Raw genomic sequence first — 20,610 nt, 5'->3', positions numbered from 1 at the left:
CTACCCGCGTTGTAAAGTCTCGTTCATAATAGCCATTTCTTTGACTCTGACGACTTTCGGATCGTTCATAGTCATCAGCCTGGATATATTCTGTTCGCTGATTTTCCATCAACTGGTTGAACACTGTTGTCAAAATGTTTTTAGACACATCATCTTTTACCGAATGTTCAATAATGCTTTGAACCTCTTCGCTATTCAGTGTAAAATGTACTTGGGTCATATAAAGTCCTCCTGGGTAGGTTTTCTGGTAAAAACATTGTACCGTAAAAGGAGCTTTATATGGCCTTTTATCTTTTACACAATTATATGGACTTTATCCTGATAACTAATAAGTAGTTATTACTTTCTAAGTTCTTGGAAGCATTGTTTTTTCTTGATGAATTGAAGTAATAGCTGGATTAGGTATAACTAGTTCCGGTTCAACTGGATTTGATACAATCGGATCTATGGAATTATCGTGATTAAAACGAGTATAGCGTTCAAGAGCATTAGCTGTTTGTTTTGCTTTTCTTTTATCGAATGATTCAAATAAAGGACTAACTTCACTTTTTGTCGGTTGACTAATCGTGATAGTCTCGTTGTTATAATTATCTTTTGATATAATTGTACTTAAAAACGTAATTGAAACTTTCCATGACGTTTGACTAAGCTTTCAATAGCTTTTGGAATATTTGAATGACATAATGATGCTTTTTTGTTAAGTCTTATTGAGTGTAGCTTAAATAAGGTAAAATTTAAATAAAGCCTTCTATACAGGGCGATATTATAATTAAAAGATGTATTTGATTATATAATAAAATATTTTTCTGAATTAAAATAAGGAGATACTAAATGAATCTAGAACACTTAAAAGAATTAGTCCAACACGCTTTTGATGAATTAAAGCAAAATCAGTCAGAGATTTCTTATAAACAACTGGTTGACTTTCACGCACAACATAAATATTTGTACTTTTGTTATAACGTGTCGGGAAAGACACAACTGGGTCGTATTGTCGCCAACTCTTCAAAAGAATCTGTAGAGCGAGTATATGAACGTTATGAAGCGGAATTGAAGCAAGTATTAAATAGCGATATCTCGAATGGCCGAGTTGTTAACGCATTGGCTCATATGGCCGGCTATTTCAAAAAAGATTTATCGACTGAAGAGCGTCAAGCATTAATGGATCGAATCGAACGACTAGCTAATCAGTTGGAAGATTTACCCTTAGTTTTAGCACAAATCCATGCGTATGCCGTACAATATCATCAAACATATATTGCACAACAACGAATCTTTGATTTAATCAAATAATCGGATAAAGGAAGCCCTTGTAGAACTACAAAAGTATGAGAACATCCCATTATCCCATGTTGATTCAACAAGCAAATGAGTTTGTCTGTTAAGTTTGGTGTATTAAAATAAATAAAAGAGAACGTTATAGAAAAGAGATGACAGCTATGCAAGAAGTCAAAAATATCATTATCGGATTTGGAAAAGCAGGCAAAACGTTGGCCGCGTTATTCGGTCAAAAAGGAGAAGCTACGGTTCTCATTGAGCAATCACCGGTGATGTATGGTGGGACATGTATTAATGTCGGATGTATTCCATCGAAATTTTTAATCACACAAGCAGAACGTCGTCGATTTAGTGAAGTTGATCCGACAAGTTATTATCAAACAGCCATTCAAAATAAAAAAACATTCATTCATCAATTGAATCAAGCTAATTACAATAAAGTCGATCAATTTGATCACGTAACGATTGTGGATGGACGGGCTCATTTTGTGGATGAACATACAGTGGCTGTCGATACCGCAACAGGTGAACAACGTTACACTGGTGAGCGTATTTTTATTAATACAGGAGCGACACCTTTTATACCGGCTGTTCCAGGCTTAGAATTAAGCGAACGAATTCATACCAGTGAAACCTTGATGAATCTCGACAAGCTGCCTGAAACGTTGACAATAATCGGTAGTGGATTTATCGGATTAGAATTTGCATCGATGTATCAACAATTCGGTTCACAAGTTACCGTAATTGATACGAAAGCACGCATCTTACCACGTGAAGATGAGGATGTGGCAGAAGCGGTAAAAGAGCGACTAGAAGAGTTAGGCGTTCAATTCATTGGAGAAGCTGAACTCAAACAAGTAGATGAAACGAAGCAAGGTGTGACGATTCGTTATAATCAAGCGGGAACAGAACATACACTAATGGCTACCCATGTGTTAGTTTCAACTGGTCGTCGAGCGAACGTAGCAGAATTAGCTCTTAATCAAGCAGAGATTGCATTAAGTGAACGTGGTACGATTCCAGTGAATGAAACGTTACAAACAGCCCAACCGCATATTTTTGCATTAGGTGATGTCAACGGTGGCCCGCAATTTACTTATGTCTCATTAGATGATTTCCGCGTGATAAAAAATTTCTTATATGGTGATGGAACGTATACGACGAATGAACGTATGAGTATCGCAACAGCTACCTTTATTTCACCGCCGTTAGCGCAAGTCGGACTGAGTGAAAAACAAGCGAAAGCGCGTAATCTACCCGTTCAAGTCGCTAAATTATCAGCGCAAATGATTCCGAAAGCAAAAATATTAGGCGATACGACAGGATTTTATAAAATATTAGTCCATAAAGAAACGAAAGAAATTGTTGGTGCAACACTCTTTTCACAAGAAGCGCATGAAGTGATTAATTTAATTGCAACGGTGATGCAAACGAAACAACCCTACACCGTTTTGCGTGATCAAATGTATACTCATCCAACGATGGCAGAAGGATTGAATGATGTATTAGGACAAATCACCATCGCTTAATTAATAAATACACGATGAAATAGAAAAAAGCAGCTTGATTTTCGTTCAATGAAACGAAAGTCAAGCTGTTTTTATATAGTCGAATCGATAGACGGCTAATCATTCACTTAAATTGTTGATGTTGTTCAAATAAATCAGCAACAGCGAGTAATAAATCTTCACGTCCTTTTGCGGCAATGAATTGTACACCCAATGCTAAACCATCAGCGGTTCGGTGAGTAGGTAGGCTGATTGCTGGCTGTCCCGTTAAATTCGCTTGTTGAGTAAATGGAGTCAAATCAAGACTCTTTGCAAACATTTGCCAGATTAACGCTTGTTGATTATCAACCGACAATTTATCCATCTGACGAAGTTGTTCTTGAATCGCTAGTGGGACATCTAATTGCCCGTGAAGTGGAGCGACATCTGCCGTAGTCGGTGTCAGTAACAAGTCATATTGAGTATGAAATTCAGCCATTTGGCGACTGTACTCATCCCAAGTAGCCAGTACTTGCGTATAACGTTTGGCGGGAATGTGTTGACCACTTTGATAAATGGCCCAAGTCATTAATTCCATATCCTGTATGGTGAGAGGTCGTTGATACATTTTTTCAATGCCATCAAACATAGCGGCTGTTTCTACCGAGTTCATTAAATAGTACGATTGCATTGCGCTTATTCCGTCAATAATTGGAGTATCTAAGACAATCACGTCATGACCTTGACGTTCTAGGAAACGAGCGGCTATTTGCACCGCTTGAATGGCTTCGTCACTTACCACGCCTCCTACAGGTGATTGAGTACATACGGCCACCTTTAATGGACGATTGATCGGTTGGGACAAGGCCTGTTGACTCAGACGAGGAACAATGAACGGACTTTCCATTTGTTTAACTTGAAAGTGTTTCAATAGGGTACGTGTATCACGAACGGATTGAGTGAGTGCAAATTGAACGGAAGCTCCTTGCCAACCACGATAAGAACGAGGGCCAACCGGAATACGGCCACGAGTCGGTTTTAGTCCGATGAGCCCGTTAAAAGAAGCGGGAATACGAATCGAACCACCCCCATCACTCGCTGGAGCTAAAGGTGAAATACCTGAAGTCACTAAAGCCGCTGCACCACCGGACGAACCGCCAGCATTGCGGCGCACATCATCCGGTAAATTAACCGGACCAAATAATTGACTATCACTAATATTTTTAAACCCAAATTCCGGCACAGAAGACCGACCGACAATAATAAATCCCATCGCTTCTAAGCGTTGAACATAATAATCGGTGTGCGTGGCACGTGCTTGTTGAAATAATTTGGAACCAAGTGTATCGGGATCGCCTTCCCGTTGTTGACCGAGATCCTTTAAGAAAATAGGAACCCCAGCAAACGGCTCATTAGTAAACGACCGTGTGGTTGCTTCGTGAAGCGCTTGTTCAAAACGTGTACTAGTAATGGCATTGAGGAGGGGATTGATTTGTTCTACGCGCTTCATCGTGTGTTGAATCAATTCAGCGGGTGAAACTTGTTTCGACCGAACTGCTTCGGCCATTTGTGTAGCATCTTGAAATGACATCGAATCGTTCCTTTCTATATAAAGGGATGGGTAAACGATTAAAGTACAATCGCATGGATTGTCGTTTGTTTACCTTGAGTATATCGAATGAAATGTCTATCGACAAGTTAATGAGTACAAGTTAATGCGCGACTTAAATAATTCTGACTTGAATAAGGGAACGTAAGTTCGTATAATGAGTAAGAGAAAAGAAAGGAGATTTCACATGAGCTTGATTGATTATAGACGAGAACCTCGGGCGGATATTGCTTTTTTTGATATTAAATCATTCTACGCCAGTGTGGAATGTGTCGAACGAGGCTTGCATCCCCTCACGACCTCCCTTTGTGTGATGAGTCGTGCGGACAATTCGAAAGGATTAATTTTAGCGAGTTCACCTACTTTCAAACGTGTTTTCGGACGAAATAATGTCGGACGAGCGTATGACTTGCCCTTTGATATTGACACGAGGCGCTTTCGCCCGCATATTGCAAGACAACAAGGGATTCAGATGACGCCGGCATATATTCGGTGGATTGAAACGTGGGCGAAACGCACAGTAATTGTTCCCCCACGAATGGGATTATATATTGAACGGAACATGGCTATTCAACATGTTTTAAAACGCTATGCCCCCGCGAGTGATATTTTACCGTATTCGATTGATGAAGGATTTATTGATCTCACGCAATCGCTGAATTATTTTGTCCCCGACCAAAGTTTGTCTCGGCGCAAACGCCTTGATTTGGTTTCTAGTCATCTCCAACAAGCCATTTGGACCGAAACAGGTGTCTACGCAACAGTGGGAATGAGTAATGCCAATCCACTGTTAGCGAAATTGGCGCTAGATAACGAAGCAAAAAATACGCCAACAATGCGAGCAAATTGGTCGTATGAAGATGTTCCAACGAAAGTGTGGCAACTCCCTCAATTGACGGACTTTTGGGGCATCGGTGCACGAACGGCTAAACGATTAAATAAGTTGGGAATTTATACAGTGAAAGAATTAGCTCACGCCAATCCTGATCGACTCAAAAAGGAATTTGGGGTCATTGGTGTACAACTATTTTTCCACGCGAACGGTGTGGATGAAAGTAAAGTGTCCGAACCCTATCGACCCAAAGGCAACGGACTAGGAAATTCACAAATTTTACCGAAAGATTATGTTGATCAACGCGGAATTGAACTCGTTTTAGCGGAAATGGCCGAACAAGTAGCCATTCGATTACGTAAACGCCATCGCAAAACGACTAACGTAGCTATCCACGTAGGTTATTCCCGAGATGAGGAAAAACGAGGCTTACGTGCAAGCCGAAAAGTCGATCCAACGCAAAATACGAAGGAACTCATTCAACATGTCTTAGCATTATTCCGTCAAAAATATGATGGAGGTGCCGTCCGACGCATTAGTGTACGATATAGTGGGCTAGTCGATGAGTCGTATACAGTCTTTACATTATTTGATGATGTCGAAGCGATTGATCGAGCGAACCATTTAGATCGAACCGTTGACCAAATTCGTGAAAAGTATGGATATCTTGCGCTCCAAAAAGCCACCGCTTTATGTGAAGATTCAAGAAGTATTGCACGAAGTCGTTTAATTGGTGGTCATTCGGCAGGCGGATTGGATGGGTTAGAATGAGTGTCGATCGTAGCTACTTACCATATCGTTCGGCTCAAATGTATCAAGATCGCAAAATGGCGAAGTGGATGGGCTTTTTCTTATCGGAGCATTCAACTGCGTTACATCGGCCAAATCACACAGGTGACTCGAATGCAGAACTATCGTTGGAAGAGAAAGTACTATTGTGTCAACAAGCCTATGTGAATCAGTTGGTGATTGACGTGGTGATTCAATCGGACCGACAATGGATGGAATGGACGGGGCAGATTACAACTTTACAGACAACCACTATCGGTTTTCAAACGACACACGGGCATTACGTATTGGAACTAAAAGATATTGTAACCATTAGTTTAGCGGAGGCAGACGAAGATGACGAGCAAACGAATTATGACGACGGACGCACAATTTGATTATTTTAGCGAAAATTACCATCAGTTTGAACGGGATTTCTATGCCGTTTCTAATTTAGCAATTCCTTTGACTTTTTTGAGTGAGGATATTCTACGTATGATGGCACAAGGTCAGAAGCATTATTTTAAACTCAATCGGACAAATGCGAAGGACTTCAAAGATCATTACTTTGTTTTTCGAGTAGAGACGCTTCATGAAACACCACATGTAAGGGTGTATAAATATGTGGGCCATACAACAAAGAGTGATACATAAAAATGGCACGAAAAAATTGATTTAACCTATTTTTAACGTATGACAGAATAAATAGATTACAACGATTAAGCATTACATTTTAAACACTCAATAATGTTTAAAATATGGAAAAATCCACTGATTAGATTTTGGTTTATCTAGTCAGTGGATTTTAGTTTAATATAATTATTTTATCAGTAACTAAAGAGAGTCATAGCGCGATTAATATTTTTTAGAAAAAGAGATAGCACGTGTTATCAAGTAAGTAACTAATCCAATTCCCATGGTCAATAAAGAACTTGCGATACCAAGTGAAGTAGTTTCACCTGTCTGAGGTAAAGCAGCTTGACGGTGAGTTGAGTGATTTGTCGCTGGTTGACTGGCTTTTGACTGTTCAACAGGTTTCACTTCTTTTTCTTGCTTGATTTGTGGCTGTTTCGGTTGTGATAGCTCGCTTGTATCCGTTGACGGTTTAATTGATTCAGCCGGTTGACTCGGTTGAACTAACGGTTTGACCGAATCTGATGCTTGAGTTGTTTCATCTTTTTTATCTAGGGCTGAAGAATCTTTTTCTTCTGAGGATGGTTCAGATTCTTTTTCCGGTAGATCGCTATCTTTTTTATCTGACGAAGGATTTTCTTCTTTTGTGTTAGGTTCTTCTTTCTTGTCAGTTTCTTTTTCTGAATGAGGTGCCACAGTTGAGTCATCTTTATCTGACTGATTAGGGTCAGTTGATTCCGTTTCATGTTCAGGCTCTTTCGGCTGTGGTATCACATGATTTTTAGTTGAATCGTTTGCACCAGGTTGTGTTTTTTCATTGTCATCCGTTTGGTCAGTTGGTGTTTCAGCTGACGGTTGGTCAACGGATGGTTTAGAAGTGTCTGGTGTTTCCCCATTGGTATGATCGTTAGAAGATTCGTCTTTCGTTTCATCGCCATGTGGGGTTGGATACGTTTGAGTATCTGTGTTGTTTGGTGTTTCTTTTAGTTGAATGTTAGGGTCTGCAATTTGTATCGCTTTGAGCGCTTGCTTCACTTGGTCTGAATGAACGATAAATTGTGTCGCTGGTTGCTCGCCTAAATCAAAGCTATCCTTTTTTAATTGAACAGATGGATGCTGTAAGTCGATTTCTTTTAGTTCGGTTGGTTTAGCTGTTCCACCGACAAAATTACTTGGAATCGTCTCAATTCCTTTACCAATCGATAGTTTTTGTAGTTTAGGCACATTGTATAGCGTGTATTCCGAAACGTCTGTTACGCTATCGGGAATCGTTAATTCTTCTAACGTATGATTGTCATAGAAAGCTAATTTACCAATCGATTTTAATGTTTGCGGTAATTCTAAATGGTTTAAATTCGTCAATCCTCTAAAGGCAAAAGCGCCAATTTTTTCTAAACCGTCATTTAACTTAATTTCATGAAGATAGATGCTTCCTTTAGTAGTAGAAAAGGCATCATCTTTTATTTCTTTTAGTGTAGCTGGTGCTGTATATGTTTGTTCATTTTTAAAGACTGGGTATTTAATCAAAACAGTTTGATCGTGATTATATAAAACACCTTTATCGGATTTATATTTTTGATTCCCTGCTTCAACGTCAATTTGTTTAACGAAAGAATATTTAAATACATCTTCGCCCAATTTATTTAAAGATTTTGGCAAGGTGATATGGTCTAAATGTTCAGTGCTGGCAAAGGCATTATGACTAATAACTTCAAGTTTTGAAGCTTTAGGAATCGTAATATCTTCTAACTCAGAGAAGTCAAATGCGCGCGTACCAATGTACTCTAAACTTTTCGGTAAACTAATTTTTTTAATAGAAGAATATTGAAAGGCTTTATCTTCAATTTTCGTTAATTTACTACTTTCTGGCGTTTCAAAGACGACATCTTTTAACATTTTACTGCCCATGAAGGCTTCTTTTTTAATAGTTGTAATGCTCGTAGGAAGAGTGACACGTGTTGGCTGAACCGTCGAAGTCGTTGCGCCATCTTCTCCTTCAAACGCCGCAAAAGCTTTTTCACCTACCGTAGTAACTTGGAAAGTAATGTCGTTATGAATAATGGTACTTGGAATATTAATGTATTTTTCTGACGAGGTAATCGGTTGTGAGCCATCGCCAATTTGAATCGTACCGGCATGTTTATTTTGGTCAATTGATAGTACTTTATAAGTGATGCCTTCGTGTGTAAACGTATCACCAATTTTAGCGACGGATGTAGCGCTCGGTGTATCAGCAAAAACGATGTGTGAATTCGTCGCAACCGGCATAGCGGTCAATACAAGCATACTAGAAGCAATGGATAAAATTGTTTTCGGTTTGTTTAACATATAAGACTCCTTAAATCATATTGAAATGGCCATTTCTAGTATTTTGTGAAGTTAACTTTGAAATGAGTATAATATAAGATGAACATCTTTTCAATAAAAAAATTAAGCATACTTAAAAACTTAAAAATTAAAAGTGTTTTCATTCCTTATATTCAAATTTGATTAGCAGAGGTGGAATTGATACAATGTGGACAAAGAGCGTCTCGTTGGTGAAAGGAGAGCATGATGAAACAAGAAAAATCGCAACCTAATATCGATATTCAAGCGTTAAAAGATAGTGGCTCGAAATGGTTATTCATCGTTGCGCTAATAGCAACTGCTGCCCAACTGTATGATTGGCTAGTCTTAGGCAAAAATCCTCTCAATTGGCAAATGGGAGTGAGTCTTTTATCTTTAGTGTATACAAGTGTTCAAATATTTTTATTAAAACGTAAATAAACAAGAAAAACCTTTACCCGATGGAAGTCGAGTAAAGGTTTTTTGGTGAAATCATTATTTAGTTAAAGTAGGTTGTTGATAACTTTTACGATTCATGAAGTATAGCACTGTACAGATTAAAGGAACAACACCTGCAATCAAGTAAAGCTCTCTAAATGAAACGATATTTCTTAGACTACCTAGTAGGAATGGTCCAATTCCAAGACCTAAGTCAAGTCCGATAAAGTATGTTGATAATGCTGTACCAAAGCGGTGTTCATTTAACCCTTTAATACTTACCGCTTGACCATTTGACATAAATGTACCATAACCTAAACCGATGAATGCCCCTGCCGTTAATAGCATTGGACTATTCGTTGTGAAACTTAAAACGAATAAACCAGCTGCTAAGAATAAATAGCTTGGGTACATCACGTACTGTTCACCACGATCATCGAAGATGCGTCCGCTAAGTGGACGGGTAAAGGTAATAACCAATGCATAAACAACGAAGAAGAATGAACCGGCTTCTACTAAGTTAATGACTTTTGTATAAGATGATAAGAAAGCAAGAACACTAGAATAAGCAAATCCCATTAGGAAAGCAATAAATGAAATGAAGATTGCTTTATGTTCGATAAAGCTACTGAATCCCCATGACTTAGATTGAGCTAATTGATGTTCGTTTAATACAATATTCTTAACTGGGAACATGAATGAGCTGACTAAAACAATCAATACTAATGCAATCGCAAAGTAGATAATCCAGTGGAAGTCTACTAAGTTCAATAAGATCATTCCGATAAATGGCCCAATAGCTGCCGCTAAACTAGTACTTAAACCGTAGTAGTTAATTCCCTCACCACGTTGTGCAGGTGGGATGTACGCTGTAACAATTGCGTTGGTTGCTGTTGACACAACACCATAGCTTAATCCGTTTAATAAACGAACGAAATATAACATACCCATTGAAGGAATATAAAGGTAAGCAATCGTACTAATTAAATAAAAAATAGCTCCCCCACGTAAAACTAATCGACGGCCGAAAACCTCTAATTGTTTCCCTATAATAAGTCGTGCGATTAATGTACCTAAAATATAAATGCCTGATGCTAATCCCGCTTGACTTAAACTGGCTTGAAGTGTATTTTGTGCGATAACGGCAATGATAACCATTAACAAGTAATAAACTAAAAACACAATAAAGTTGATTAAAGTAATACCAATAAAATATTTGTTAAACAGTTTGTCTGGCATGATGTGTTAATCCTTCCTTTTTTAAATAAAATAATTAATGGAAAGAAAAGCAGCGCCTCAATTGCTCAACTTATAATCGAAGGGGGAAAGTTGTGAGGATGCAATTCTTTTCATTAATTTCATGAAAAATTATAACGGAAATGAAGATTTTGTGAAATGACAATGGTATAATACAAATAACATTAACGCATGTCATTAACATTTGTTAATGGATAGAATGAGGAATAAAGGTGGAAAAATAATGGAAGATGTAGCGAAAGAGTTAGATCCACGTGCACTAATTAAATACATTGAACAAAAGGATTTACCGGTAGTTACTAAAGAATATCATCGTTATTTAACATTTGAAGGAATGGAAGATCCATACACGTATGTGCTAAAAGATGGTATCGTTAAAACAAGTGTAATAGCTAATCACGGGCAAGAATTTAATTTTCGTTATGTAAAAGATATTGAAGTCATTTCGATTTTACGGGATGAGTATTCACAATTTATTAATTCACCGTATAATGTTCGGGTAGAATCGGAACAGGCATCATTTTATCAAATGGACCGAGTAGAATTTTGGAATGATATTAATGCAAATCCAGATTTGCAACGCTATATTAAGGATTTCTATCATTTTCGTTTATTGTCAACGATGCGTAAAATGCAGCAAATGTTGACTAATGGCCGCTTAGGAGCCATCTGTACACAATTACTCGATTTAGCTCACTTATTTGGAGTGGAGACGTCAAAGGGAATACTCATTGATTTTCCTATCACAAACGAAGAATTAGGGAAATTTTGTGGCATTTCGACAGCGAGCAGTGTGAGTCGTATTTTGAAGCAGTTAAAAGACATGGGAATTATTCAAGTGCATCAACAACGAATTTATATTTTAAAAATGGACCAACTAAAAGATTATGTGTTATTTTAATAGAAGAAACAGATAAATAGAAGATAAAGAAAGAGGGAGAACTATGTTAATTTATATTGCAGGAGCAGGAGCAATGGGGTCACGATTTGGCTATCAATTACATCGTGCAGGACAAGACGTGATTTTACTGGATGAATGGGATGCGCATATTCAAGCGATTCAAACGAATGGCCTAGTAATAGAAGGTGATCGAACAGATACAGTTCATTTACCGATTATGCGTCCAAGTGAAGCGACTCAACCAGCCGATTTAGTCATTTTATTGACAAAAGCTATGCAATTACCACAGATGTTACAGTCTATTCAATCGGTAATTAGTGAGCAGACACAAGTATTATGTCTATTAAATGGATTAGGACATGAAGAAGTAATTGAACAATATGTACCACGTGACCAAATTATGATGGGTGTAACGATTTGGACAGCCGGATTAAAAGGACCGGGTATTGCGCATTTAGCAGGTACAGGAGCTGTTAACATTCAAAGTTTAGCAGCAAATGGCAAAGCACGTGCTGAAGAAATCGTCGACGTGATGAACCAAGCTGAATTAAATGTTACGTATGATGACGATGTTATTCCATCGATTTGGCGCAAAGCTTGTGTGAACGGTACAATGAATTCGACTTGTGCATTATTAGATTGTACGATCGGAGAATTATTTGCCTCTGAATCCGGACAAGCACTAGTCAATCAAATCATTCATGAGTTCGTTGTGGTGGGCGAAGCAGAAGGGGTTCAATTAAACGAAGAAGAGATTTCAAAATATGTGTATCATACAGCAGAAATCGCTAAACATCACCACCCATCGATGCATCAAGACCTGGTTCAAAATAATCGTTTAACTGAAATTGATTTTATCAACGGAGCAGTTCATCGTTTAGCAGAAAAAAATGGCTTGGCTGCACCATACTCACAACAAATCACACAAATGATTCACGCGAAAGAAAATATTTTAGGAATTAAATAAAGATATAGATGAAGTGATTCATATGGAAGAAAATAAAGAAGTAGCTCTTAATCGAGCTACTTCTTTATTTTAAATCAGATTTTTTATTCAATGAAGATCGCACTATTTGAATGGCGAGCATAATATTTAAAAGACTATTAGAATCGTTCAAGTTAACCTGAAGAATATTTTCGATTTTTGATAGTCGGGCTCGTAGTGTATTTTTATGGATATATAGTTGTTTACTTGTTTCTAATATAGAAAAATTATTATCTATATATTTTTCTAGGGATAACAGTAAGCTCCCATTATTAGTATTATCATAATTTTTTAATGGGTAGATGTAAGACTTTAACATTTCGTCAATTAAAAGATTATTAATTTGACCAAAATTATTTGAAAACAATTTTACTATTCCTAAATCGTTATATTTTTGTATACGATTAGTTGAAGAAGATTTTGAATATTCAAGATGTTTGAGTGCGGATAAGGCTTCATTATAAGCTAGTTTTAAATCATCTATTCTTTTTGCTTCGCTTATACCAATTAATATATTAGAAAATTTAAAATGATTAAAAATATTTTTAGCAGAATTGTAAGAATATTCTGAATTATTAGGAATAAGGACTAACCAATAATTATTTTTGAAGAAAATCAGATTGGTTTTTACTATCGATTGAATAGTTTTTTTCGTGTTTATTAGTTTATCATAATGATTCATTGAAATGTTTTTATCAGATGAAGATGGTATAAAAATTAATAACAAATCATAGAATTCATGTAGCCTTTCTCCGAGCATAAGCTCATATTCTCTTTTTTTAGAATTCGATACACTGCTTAGATTGAGTAAATCTTCCAAAATAATATTACGGTAATGTAATTGTCCAGATTCAATTTCATGATTAATAACTTGTTTTAACGAATAGATGCTAGAAATAGTTATAAGTTTTGAAATTGAAAAAGGATCAATAATCCTGGCGTTAGAATTTGATTTTAATAACACATAATTTTTATTTTTAAAATTAGAGTAGAATGGGAACACAAAAAAATAATTTGTTTTCTCATCATGTTTTTGATTAAATACATTCCCATATACCTTAAATCCATCAATATCTATTCCAATAGGGATAGTTGATTCTTGAATATATTCCTTTAAACTTCCTAACTGCAACCAGTTAAAATTAGAGGAATAGTCTTTTAGATTACCTTCGTCATCTAAGATAGCGATTGTTAAGTCTGATACATATTGAGTAGAATCGCATAAATTGTTTATAGACTTATTTTTATATAAATAATGAATAAGAGTTTGGTGAAATTCATGATTTTGTTTGTATTTTTCAATTTGAATAATTGAAATTTTATTTTGAATAGAGCTTATAACTTCACTCCATGGATATTGATTATCAATAAAAATTATTGGTATGTTTTGATCTAGTAAATATCTGATAGAATCTTGAGAAAGATGTTCTTTAAATTTTTTTTTTGAAATAATTCCAGCAATTTTGTTTTCCTTTAATTTTTTTAAAAATTTCACATTGACATGTGTTTCCATAAAAAAACCGATTATGAGTAATTCGTTTGTACGTACCCAATTATAAATACTAGGTAGATCCATTATTGTTACAGCTTCTACATCATTATTAATTGATATAGGATTAGCTATCAAATCAGAATTTTGAAAAACTTTAGTGGATAATATATCTTTTACTTTTATAGAATTCATAAACTGCCCCCCTGCATACTATTGTATAAAGAAACAATGAAAACGCAAACATTTTGTTCTTTTGTACAATGCTTTTTTGGAGAGTAACTTGCTAAGATTAAATCAATAAAAGAAAGGAGATGTAAGAAAATGAGACATCAATTTAAGGGAGAAGATTTTCTAGCATTTAAAGATATGACGAAAGAAGAGATTTTATTTATAACGGATTTATCATTGGATTTTAAAAAGAAATGGGTGAGTCGAGAATCTCATGAGTATTTAAAAGGGCAAGTATGGGCTGCTTTGTTTGAAAAGAATAGTACAAGAACAAGAAATGCTTTTGAAAGAGCTGCAGCTGATCTAGGAGTTAAAGTAGTTTATTTGCGCCCAGATGAAATGCAAATGACAAGAGGAGAACCTCTAAAAGATACAGCACGTATTTTAGACAGATATTTTGATGGTTTATTTATTAGAACTTTTGGACATGAGATTGTTGAACAATGCGCATATTGGATGAAGAATCCTGTGATTAATGGTCTAACAGCGTTAGAGCATCCAACTCAAGGTATAGCTGATTTGATGACGATTAAAGAGAAAAAAGGTAAATTTGAAGGCTTAAAGATGTGTTATTCAGGAAATCTTTATAATGTAGCATATACAACGATGATTTTTTGTGCAACATTAGGAATTGATTTATCAATTGCGTGTCCTAAGGGATTAGAGCCTGACGAAAAAATTTTAGAAGAAACTATGAAAAGAGCCAAAGAATCGGGTGCAAAAATTGAATTAACACAAGATTTTGATAAAGCTCTTGAGAATGCGGATATTGTTTATGGTATGTCTCAGTATAGTATGGGACAAAGTGAAGAAGAGATAGAATACTTAAAGAAAGCTTTTAAACCTTATCAAATTAACGCTGAAGCAATGAAAAAAGCAAAATCAGATGCGATTTTTATGCATTGTTTACCAGCGCATAGAGGAGAGGAAGTAACAGATGAAGTGATGGAATCAGATCAATCCGTAATATTTGATGAGGGAGAAAATCGAATGCATTCAATAAAAGCTATTTTAGCTGCTGTTGCAAATTAATAGAAGATAAGATTGTGAGGAGTATATATGCAGAAGACGAAGAAGTTCAAATCACCTAATACATATGTAATAATTTTTACATTGATATGTATTATGGCTCTTTTGACTTGGATTATTCCTGGTGGAAAATATCAAATTGATGAATCAGGTAGAACTATTGCAAATACTTATACAAGAGTAGCAGCGAATCGCCAAGGATTGTACGACGTTATAATGGCACCAATTATAGGCATGGTCGGAAATGATGAAATTTCTGGTGCCATAACTATTTCTTTAAATGTGATGTTATTTGGAAGTTTTTTAGAAATGATGGATAGTACTGGTGCAATTAATATAATGTTAAAAGGTATCGCGAATAAGTATCGATCTAATTATTATGTACTTATTACAGTTTTGACATTTATTATGGGGATCTTTGGAACAGTTCAAGGAGCATATGAAGAAGGCTTTGTATATTTGTTAATGTTTTTACCAATAATTTTGGCGTTAGGACTCGATACGGTAGTTGCTTTAATGATTGTCATATTTGGAACGCAAGCTGGTTGTGCTGCTTCTATAGTTAATCCATTTTCAACAGGAATAGCATCAGGGATAGCTGGAATCAGCCCGGGTGAGGGAATAGTTTTTAGAGCTGTATCCTTTATTGTGTTGTTGTCACTTGTTTCTCTTTTAATTTGTCAGTATGCAGCAAAAATTAATAAAAATCCACAAATATCAGTTCAATATTACAGAAGAACAAAAGATATAACAGAGTTTGTTGGAGATGAATTAGGATCAAATAAACTTTCTAAAAAGCAACAAAAAGTATTTTATATTTTTATTTTAACATTTACGATTATGATTATTTCTTTGATACCGTGGACTTCTTTGAATCAAAATTGGACTATTTTTGAAGATATAACTAGTTGGCTAAATAAATCTTCCTTTTTTGGAACAGTACTTGGAAGCGATTTAGTTCCGTTTGGAGAGTGGTACTTTAATGAAATAAATGGACTATTGATTATAATGACAATAATTGTTGGATACATAATGGAATATAACATTGATAAAACAATAAATATATTAATAAAAGGGGCATCAGGTCTTGTTTCTACGGCATTTATTGTGCCTTTAGCAAGAGGAATTCAAGTTATTATGACTAACGGAAATATCACTGCAACGGTATTGAATTTTTGTGAAAAAACTTTAGGAAGTTTACCTCCATTATTATTCGTTTTAATATGCTTTGTTGTGTATATTGTTTTAGCGGCCTTTATACCTAGCTCAACAGGATTGGCTGCGGCAACAATGTCAATAATGGCTCCTTTAGCAGTTTTTGCAGGGACAAATGAATCAACCATGGTTCTGATTTACAATTTTGCATTAGGATTAGTAAAAATGATTATGCCAACATCGATTATAGTTATGACATGCATACAAGCAGTTCATGTTAATTATGGAAATTGGATTAAGGTTAGTTGGAAGTATGTTTCTCTAGTATTCATCTGTAGTGCTACATTGTTGTTATTGAATATATTTTTAACATTATAAAAGGAGAGATAAAAATGTCGAAAGTTAATTATGTTTCAAATGCATATAATGAATTAAAAGAAGTTTTGGTTTGTTCACCTAAATATTATAAATTTAATGCTATTAATGAAATTACAAAAGGATGGATGGATAAGGGTGAGATTGAAAAAAACGACCAAATGGTAAAAGAATGGAATACTTTGATTAAAGCCTATGAGGAAAATGGTGTAAAAGTTCATCAGATGAATCCATTGAAAGAGCTTGAAGTACAAACTTTTTCAAGAGATTTTGGAGCGATGATCAAAGAAGGAGCAATTATTGGTAAATTTAGACATCCAGCAAGACAAGGAGAAACAAAAGTATATGAACAAAAGTTAAAAGAATTAGGAATTCCAATAGTTGCTAGATGTAACGCTGGATGTTTTGAAGGCGGAGATTTTTGGATGATTGATGAACACACTTTAGCATTTGGATTAGTGGATCGAACTGATAAAGCGGGTGTTGATAATCTTAGAGAACAACTGGAGAAGTTTGGTTATACAGTAGTAGGTGTTCCTGCACATCCAGACAATTTACATTTAGATATGATATTCAATATTGTAGCAGATAAAATATGTTTAGCAGCAACCGATGAATTACCTTATCAATTTATAGAGATGTTAAATAGACGTGGTTTTAAGATTATTCATGTACCAAGTGAATTAGTTTTCAAGCATGGTTGTAATGTTCAAGCTTTAGGAAATGGAAAAGTTTTAGGAATTGAGAATAATACCATGGTTAATGAAGCGATGGAAGCTGAAGGACTTGAGGTTATTAAACTTCCATTAAGTCAAATTTTAAAAGCTGGTGGAGGGCCTCATTGCATGACATATCCTGTAAAAAGAGTATAGGGGGTATTGATATGAAAATTGTTATTTCAGATTATCCAGATTCAATGATGCCAACTCATGAATACGAAAAAGAAGTTCTTATAAATGGATTAGGAAATTGTGAAGTTGTTATTCATGAATATGACGATAAGAAACGCAAAGATTTTCTTGAAATTGTGAAAGATGCTGACGCAATTTAACAGCATTTGTTAATATAGATGCAGAAGTAATGGATTATGCTAAAAAATTAAAAGTAATTTCAATCAATGCTACAGGTTATGACAATGTGGATTTAGAAGAGGCAAATAAAAGAAGCATTGGCGTTTGTCCAGTAGGTGAGTATGCTACTAAGGATGTTGCAGAGTTTACAATTTCTATGATGTTAACTTTAATAAAAAATATGAAAGAATACACTTATGATGTTGAAAAAAATTATAAGTGGAGATATGATTTTCCAAAATCTAATAAAAGAGTTGAAGAAATGACTTTAGGTATTTTTGGATTAGGTAAAATCGGAAAAGAAGTAGCAAAAAAAGCAATAAATTTAGGAATGAAAGTTATTGCTTATGATCCATATGTTAATAGCCTTGAGGAAAAATTAGATGTTCGTATGGTGGATTTACATGAATTGTTGGCAGAAGCCGATGTCATTTCAAATCATATGAATTTAAACGAAACCAACTATGAAATATTCAATTATAAAATGTTTAAAAAAATGAAGAAAAAACCTTATTTCATAAATATGGGACGAGGAGCAAGTATAGTTGAAAATGATTTAGTAAGAGCCTTGGATGAAGAGTTGCTTAGAGGAGCTGGATTAGATTTACTTGCTGATGAAACTCCAAATTTAAAGATTCATCCTTTAGTTGGAAAAGAAAATGTTATCATAACGCCTCATGCTGCCTTTTATACATCGACATCTATTAAAGAATTACAACGAATTTCAACAGAAAACATAGTAAATTATCTAAATGATGAAAAGCAAAAAGTATTTAAGTTAGTAAGTGAGAATTGAAAAAGGAGAGCCAAGCGATATGTACTTGAATCCTTTTTCATTGAGGAGAATATTATGGAGAGAGTTGATAAAAAGGCAAAAATACGTTTTATCATTATGTCAATATTAGGAATATTTTTATTTTTAGTTCCGCTACCTTATAGAAATACATTCACAATACCAATAAGTATTTTAATAGATTTGTTAAAGCAAAAGATACAGTACTATTTGTTAATTCCAAGCGTTATTTTGATGTTCATTAATGTAGTGATGTCAATTTTATATTATTTTAAAGATATCAGTATGATAAAAAATAATAAGATTCTAGAAGAAATTTTTGACAAGAATTTAATATATTTATTAAGTAGAATAATAGGGTTTATTATAACTGCAATGTACACATTAAAATTTGGACCATCTTGGTTGCTTTCAAAAGAAATTGCAGGCACTATGGTGGAGTTAGCTATATCCTTAGTTCCCATACTATGTGTTATTTCTTTAGCAATGCCTTTACTTACAGAGTTTGGGATTATGGAATTTGTTGGGACATTAGTTAGCAAATATATTAGATTTTTATTTAAGGTCCCAGGAAGAGCTGCTGTAGATTTAATTACCTCATGGTTGGGGGCGTCTAATGCTGCAGTGTTGCTTACTAAGCATCAGTACGATAATGGTTACTACACAGGAAAAGAAGCTGCAATAATTATGACTAATTTTTCTTTAGTATCTCTTCCTTTTTGCTATGTTGTTGCAGACTTAATAGGAGTTAGTGATTATTTTTTTTCATTTTATTTGATAGTTACAGTTACAGGGGTTATATTAGCGATAATAATGCCAAGAATTTATCCTTTGTCTAATATTTCAAATACTTATTATTTAGATGGGAAGAAAAAAATAAAAGAAGATGTCCCAAAAGACACACCAAGAATTATATTTGCTCTATCAGAAGCTGCTAATAGAGCAGCAATGGTAACGTTAAAAGGATACCTTACTCAAAGTGTGATTGTTCTTTTGTATGTTTTGTTTGGATTAATGCCAATAATTGTCTGCTGGGGAAGTATTGCATTGCTATTAGTTAACTATACAAACATTTTTTCAGTTATTTCTATTCCAATTAATTGGTATTTAAGAATATTTGGAATTGAAGTTACTAAACAAGTAGGATCAGCTACTTTAGTTGGGTTTGTGGACATGTTTTTACCGCCGCTAATATTGAGCAGTATACAAGACAAAATGATACGCTTTATTATTGGTGCAACATGTCTATTGCAATTGATTTATATGACTGAAGTAGGTGCTATAATAGTAAAGTCTAATGTACCATTAAATTTTAAAGACTTAGTTTTAATTTTTTTAGAGAGAACTATTATAGCACTCCCAATTATAATTTTTTTAACTAAAAAAATAGTTGGATTTTAAAAGGTAATATTATATATAATTATATAACTTTGTGTACTTTATTTGGATAATTATTTTATCCTTAAGTATATGAATAAACTAGTAAATCTGGTAAATATTCTTTATAGGAAAGTGAAGTAATCGGTAGATTGCTTCACTTTTTTATATCTGTTATATATAAATAAATTAATTTCATATTATAAACCAGATCAAATATTAAGTAATTTATTTTTTATAATTTATACAATTAATGAGAAGATAAAGTCCATATAATTGTGTAAAAGATAAAAGGCCATATAAAGCTCCTTTTACGGTACAATGTTTTTACCAGAAAACCTACCCAGGAGGACTTTATATGACCCAAGTACATTTTACACTGAATAGCGAAGAGGTTCAAAGCATTATTGAACATTCGGTAAAAGATGATGTGTCTAAAAACATTTTGACAACAGTGTTCAACCAGTTGATGGAAAATCAGCGAACAGAATATATCCAGGCTGATGACTATGAACGATCCGAAAGTCGTCAGAGTCAAAGAAATGGCTATTATGAACGAGACTTTACAACGCGGGTAG

At 34.7% G+C, this 20,610-nt stretch carries 20 protein-coding genes; 15 read left to right on the top strand and 5 right to left on the bottom strand.

Annotated features, from left to right (window positions below; translation table 11 throughout):
* The coding region (locus L866_RS0106050) for an IS256 family transposase (protein ID WP_025730111.1) at window positions 1–220 on the bottom strand (220 nt) is incomplete at its 3' end.
* 611 nt (window positions 221–831) lie between these two features.
* Here L866_RS0106050 and L866_RS0106045 point away from each other — a divergent pair.
* Complete coding sequence (locus tag L866_RS0106045; RefSeq protein WP_025730153.1) at window positions 832–1,293, top strand: DUF1722 domain-containing protein; 462 nt, start codon at window positions 832–834, stop codon at window positions 1,291–1,293.
* 137 nt (window positions 1,294–1,430) lie between these two features.
* Window positions 1,431–2,807 carry an FAD-dependent oxidoreductase gene (locus L866_RS0106040; RefSeq protein WP_035446275.1) on the top strand — a complete coding sequence of 459 codons (1,377 nt, stop codon included), beginning with the start codon at window positions 1,431–1,433 and terminating at the stop codon, window positions 2,805–2,807.
* 103 nt (window positions 2,808–2,910) lie between these two features.
* Here the strand turns inward: L866_RS0106040 and L866_RS0106035 are convergent, their stop codons facing one another.
* Window positions 2,911–4,356, bottom strand: coding sequence for an amidase (locus L866_RS0106035; protein ID WP_025730143.1), 1,446 nt, complete (start codon window positions 4,354–4,356; stop codon window positions 2,911–2,913).
* Between the two features lie 205 nt (window positions 4,357–4,561).
* On the opposite strand from L866_RS0106035, the gene L866_RS0106030 reads away from it, so the two are divergent.
* The 3 genes from L866_RS0106030 to L866_RS0106020 are packed head-to-tail and all read left to right on the top strand — an operon-like array spanning window position 4,562 to window position 6,628.
* On the top strand, window positions 4,562–5,977 hold the full coding sequence (locus L866_RS0106030) for a Y-family DNA polymerase (RefSeq protein WP_025730138.1): 1,416 nt from the start codon (window positions 4,562–4,564) through the stop codon (window positions 5,975–5,977).
* Complete coding sequence (locus tag L866_RS0106025) at window positions 5,974–6,372, top strand: hypothetical protein (RefSeq protein ID WP_025730136.1); 399 nt, start codon at window positions 5,974–5,976, stop codon at window positions 6,370–6,372. The genes L866_RS0106030 and L866_RS0106025 overlap by 4 nt, the downstream gene beginning before the upstream one ends.
* Window positions 6,332–6,628, top strand: a complete 297-nt coding sequence (locus L866_RS0106020; RefSeq protein ID WP_025730134.1) for a DUF5960 family protein — start codon at window positions 6,332–6,334, stop codon at window positions 6,626–6,628. The genes L866_RS0106025 and L866_RS0106020 overlap by 41 nt, the downstream gene beginning before the upstream one ends.
* A gap of 201 nt (window positions 6,629–6,829) precedes the next feature.
* Here the strand turns inward: L866_RS0106020 and L866_RS0106015 are convergent, their stop codons facing one another.
* On the bottom strand, window positions 6,830–8,935 hold the full coding sequence (locus L866_RS0106015) for a leucine-rich repeat protein (protein ID WP_025730132.1): 2,106 nt from the start codon (window positions 8,933–8,935) through the stop codon (window positions 6,830–6,832).
* 225 nt (window positions 8,936–9,160) lie between these two features.
* Here L866_RS0106015 and L866_RS0106010 point away from each other — a divergent pair, with 225 nt between their 5' ends.
* Window positions 9,161–9,373, top strand: a complete 213-nt coding sequence (locus tag L866_RS0106010; RefSeq protein ID WP_025730130.1) for a hypothetical protein — start codon at window positions 9,161–9,163, stop codon at window positions 9,371–9,373.
* A 54-nt stretch (window positions 9,374–9,427) separates the two neighbouring features.
* Here L866_RS0106010 and L866_RS0106005 read toward each other — a convergent pair whose 3' ends face one another.
* Complete coding sequence (locus L866_RS0106005) at window positions 9,428–10,609, bottom strand: MFS transporter (RefSeq protein WP_025730127.1); 1,182 nt, start codon at window positions 10,607–10,609, stop codon at window positions 9,428–9,430.
* A 241-nt stretch (window positions 10,610–10,850) separates the two neighbouring features.
* On the opposite strand from L866_RS0106005, the gene L866_RS0106000 reads away from it, so the two are divergent.
* A complete protein-coding gene (locus L866_RS0106000) occupies window positions 10,851–11,528 on the top strand; it encodes a Crp/Fnr family transcriptional regulator (RefSeq protein WP_025730125.1) in 678 nt (225 codons plus the stop codon).
* Between the two features lie 43 nt (window positions 11,529–11,571).
* Window positions 11,572–12,495, top strand: coding sequence for a 2-dehydropantoate 2-reductase (locus L866_RS0105995; protein WP_025730122.1), 924 nt, complete (start codon window positions 11,572–11,574; stop codon window positions 12,493–12,495).
* A gap of 64 nt (window positions 12,496–12,559) precedes the next feature.
* Here the strand turns inward: L866_RS0105995 and L866_RS0105990 are convergent, their stop codons facing one another.
* Window positions 12,560–14,197 carry a helix-turn-helix domain-containing protein gene (locus tag L866_RS0105990; RefSeq protein WP_025730120.1) on the bottom strand — a complete coding sequence of 546 codons (1,638 nt, stop codon included), beginning with the start codon at window positions 14,195–14,197 and terminating at the stop codon, window positions 12,560–12,562.
* 129 nt (window positions 14,198–14,326) lie between these two features.
* Here L866_RS0105990 and argF point away from each other — a divergent pair, with 129 nt between their 5' ends.
* The 7 genes from argF to L866_RS0105960 form a co-directional block, all read left to right on the top strand.
* Window positions 14,327–15,265 carry an ornithine carbamoyltransferase gene (gene argF, locus L866_RS0105985; protein WP_025730119.1) on the top strand — a complete coding sequence of 313 codons (939 nt, stop codon included), beginning with the start codon at window positions 14,327–14,329 and terminating at the stop codon, window positions 15,263–15,265.
* A gap of 27 nt (window positions 15,266–15,292) precedes the next feature.
* Window positions 15,293–16,795, top strand: a complete 1,503-nt coding sequence (locus tag L866_RS0105980) for a YfcC family protein (RefSeq protein WP_025730117.1) — start codon at window positions 15,293–15,295, stop codon at window positions 16,793–16,795.
* A 14-nt stretch (window positions 16,796–16,809) separates the two neighbouring features.
* Window positions 16,810–17,664 (top strand): dimethylarginine dimethylaminohydrolase family protein, encoded by an 855-nt coding sequence (locus L866_RS0105975; RefSeq protein WP_025730115.1) that lies wholly within the window; start codon window positions 16,810–16,812, stop codon window positions 17,662–17,664.
* An 11-nt stretch (window positions 17,665–17,675) separates the two neighbouring features.
* Window positions 17,676–17,843: a hypothetical protein gene (locus L866_RS09845; protein WP_342664128.1), complete on the top strand. Its 168-nt coding sequence runs from the start codon at window positions 17,676–17,678 to the stop codon at window positions 17,841–17,843.
* A gap of 29 nt (window positions 17,844–17,872) precedes the next feature.
* Window positions 17,873–18,658: an NAD(P)-dependent oxidoreductase gene (locus L866_RS08635; RefSeq protein WP_342664127.1), complete on the top strand. Its 786-nt coding sequence runs from the start codon at window positions 17,873–17,875 to the stop codon at window positions 18,656–18,658.
* A gap of 54 nt (window positions 18,659–18,712) precedes the next feature.
* Window positions 18,713–20,056: a YjiH family protein gene (locus L866_RS0105965; protein ID WP_025730113.1), complete on the top strand. Its 1,344-nt coding sequence runs from the start codon at window positions 18,713–18,715 to the stop codon at window positions 20,054–20,056.
* A 334-nt stretch (window positions 20,057–20,390) separates the two neighbouring features.
* The coding region (locus L866_RS0105960) for an IS256 family transposase (protein ID WP_025730111.1) at window positions 20,391–20,610 on the top strand (220 nt) is incomplete at its 3' end.

Origin of the sequence: Atopobacter phocae ATCC BAA-285 (assembly GCF_000526675.1) — a bacterium.
Lineage (GTDB): Bacteria > Bacillota > Bacilli > Lactobacillales > Aerococcaceae > Atopobacter > Atopobacter phocae.
Note: the sequence above shows the minus strand (reverse complement) of the source record. Positions and strands in the feature narration are given on the sequence as shown.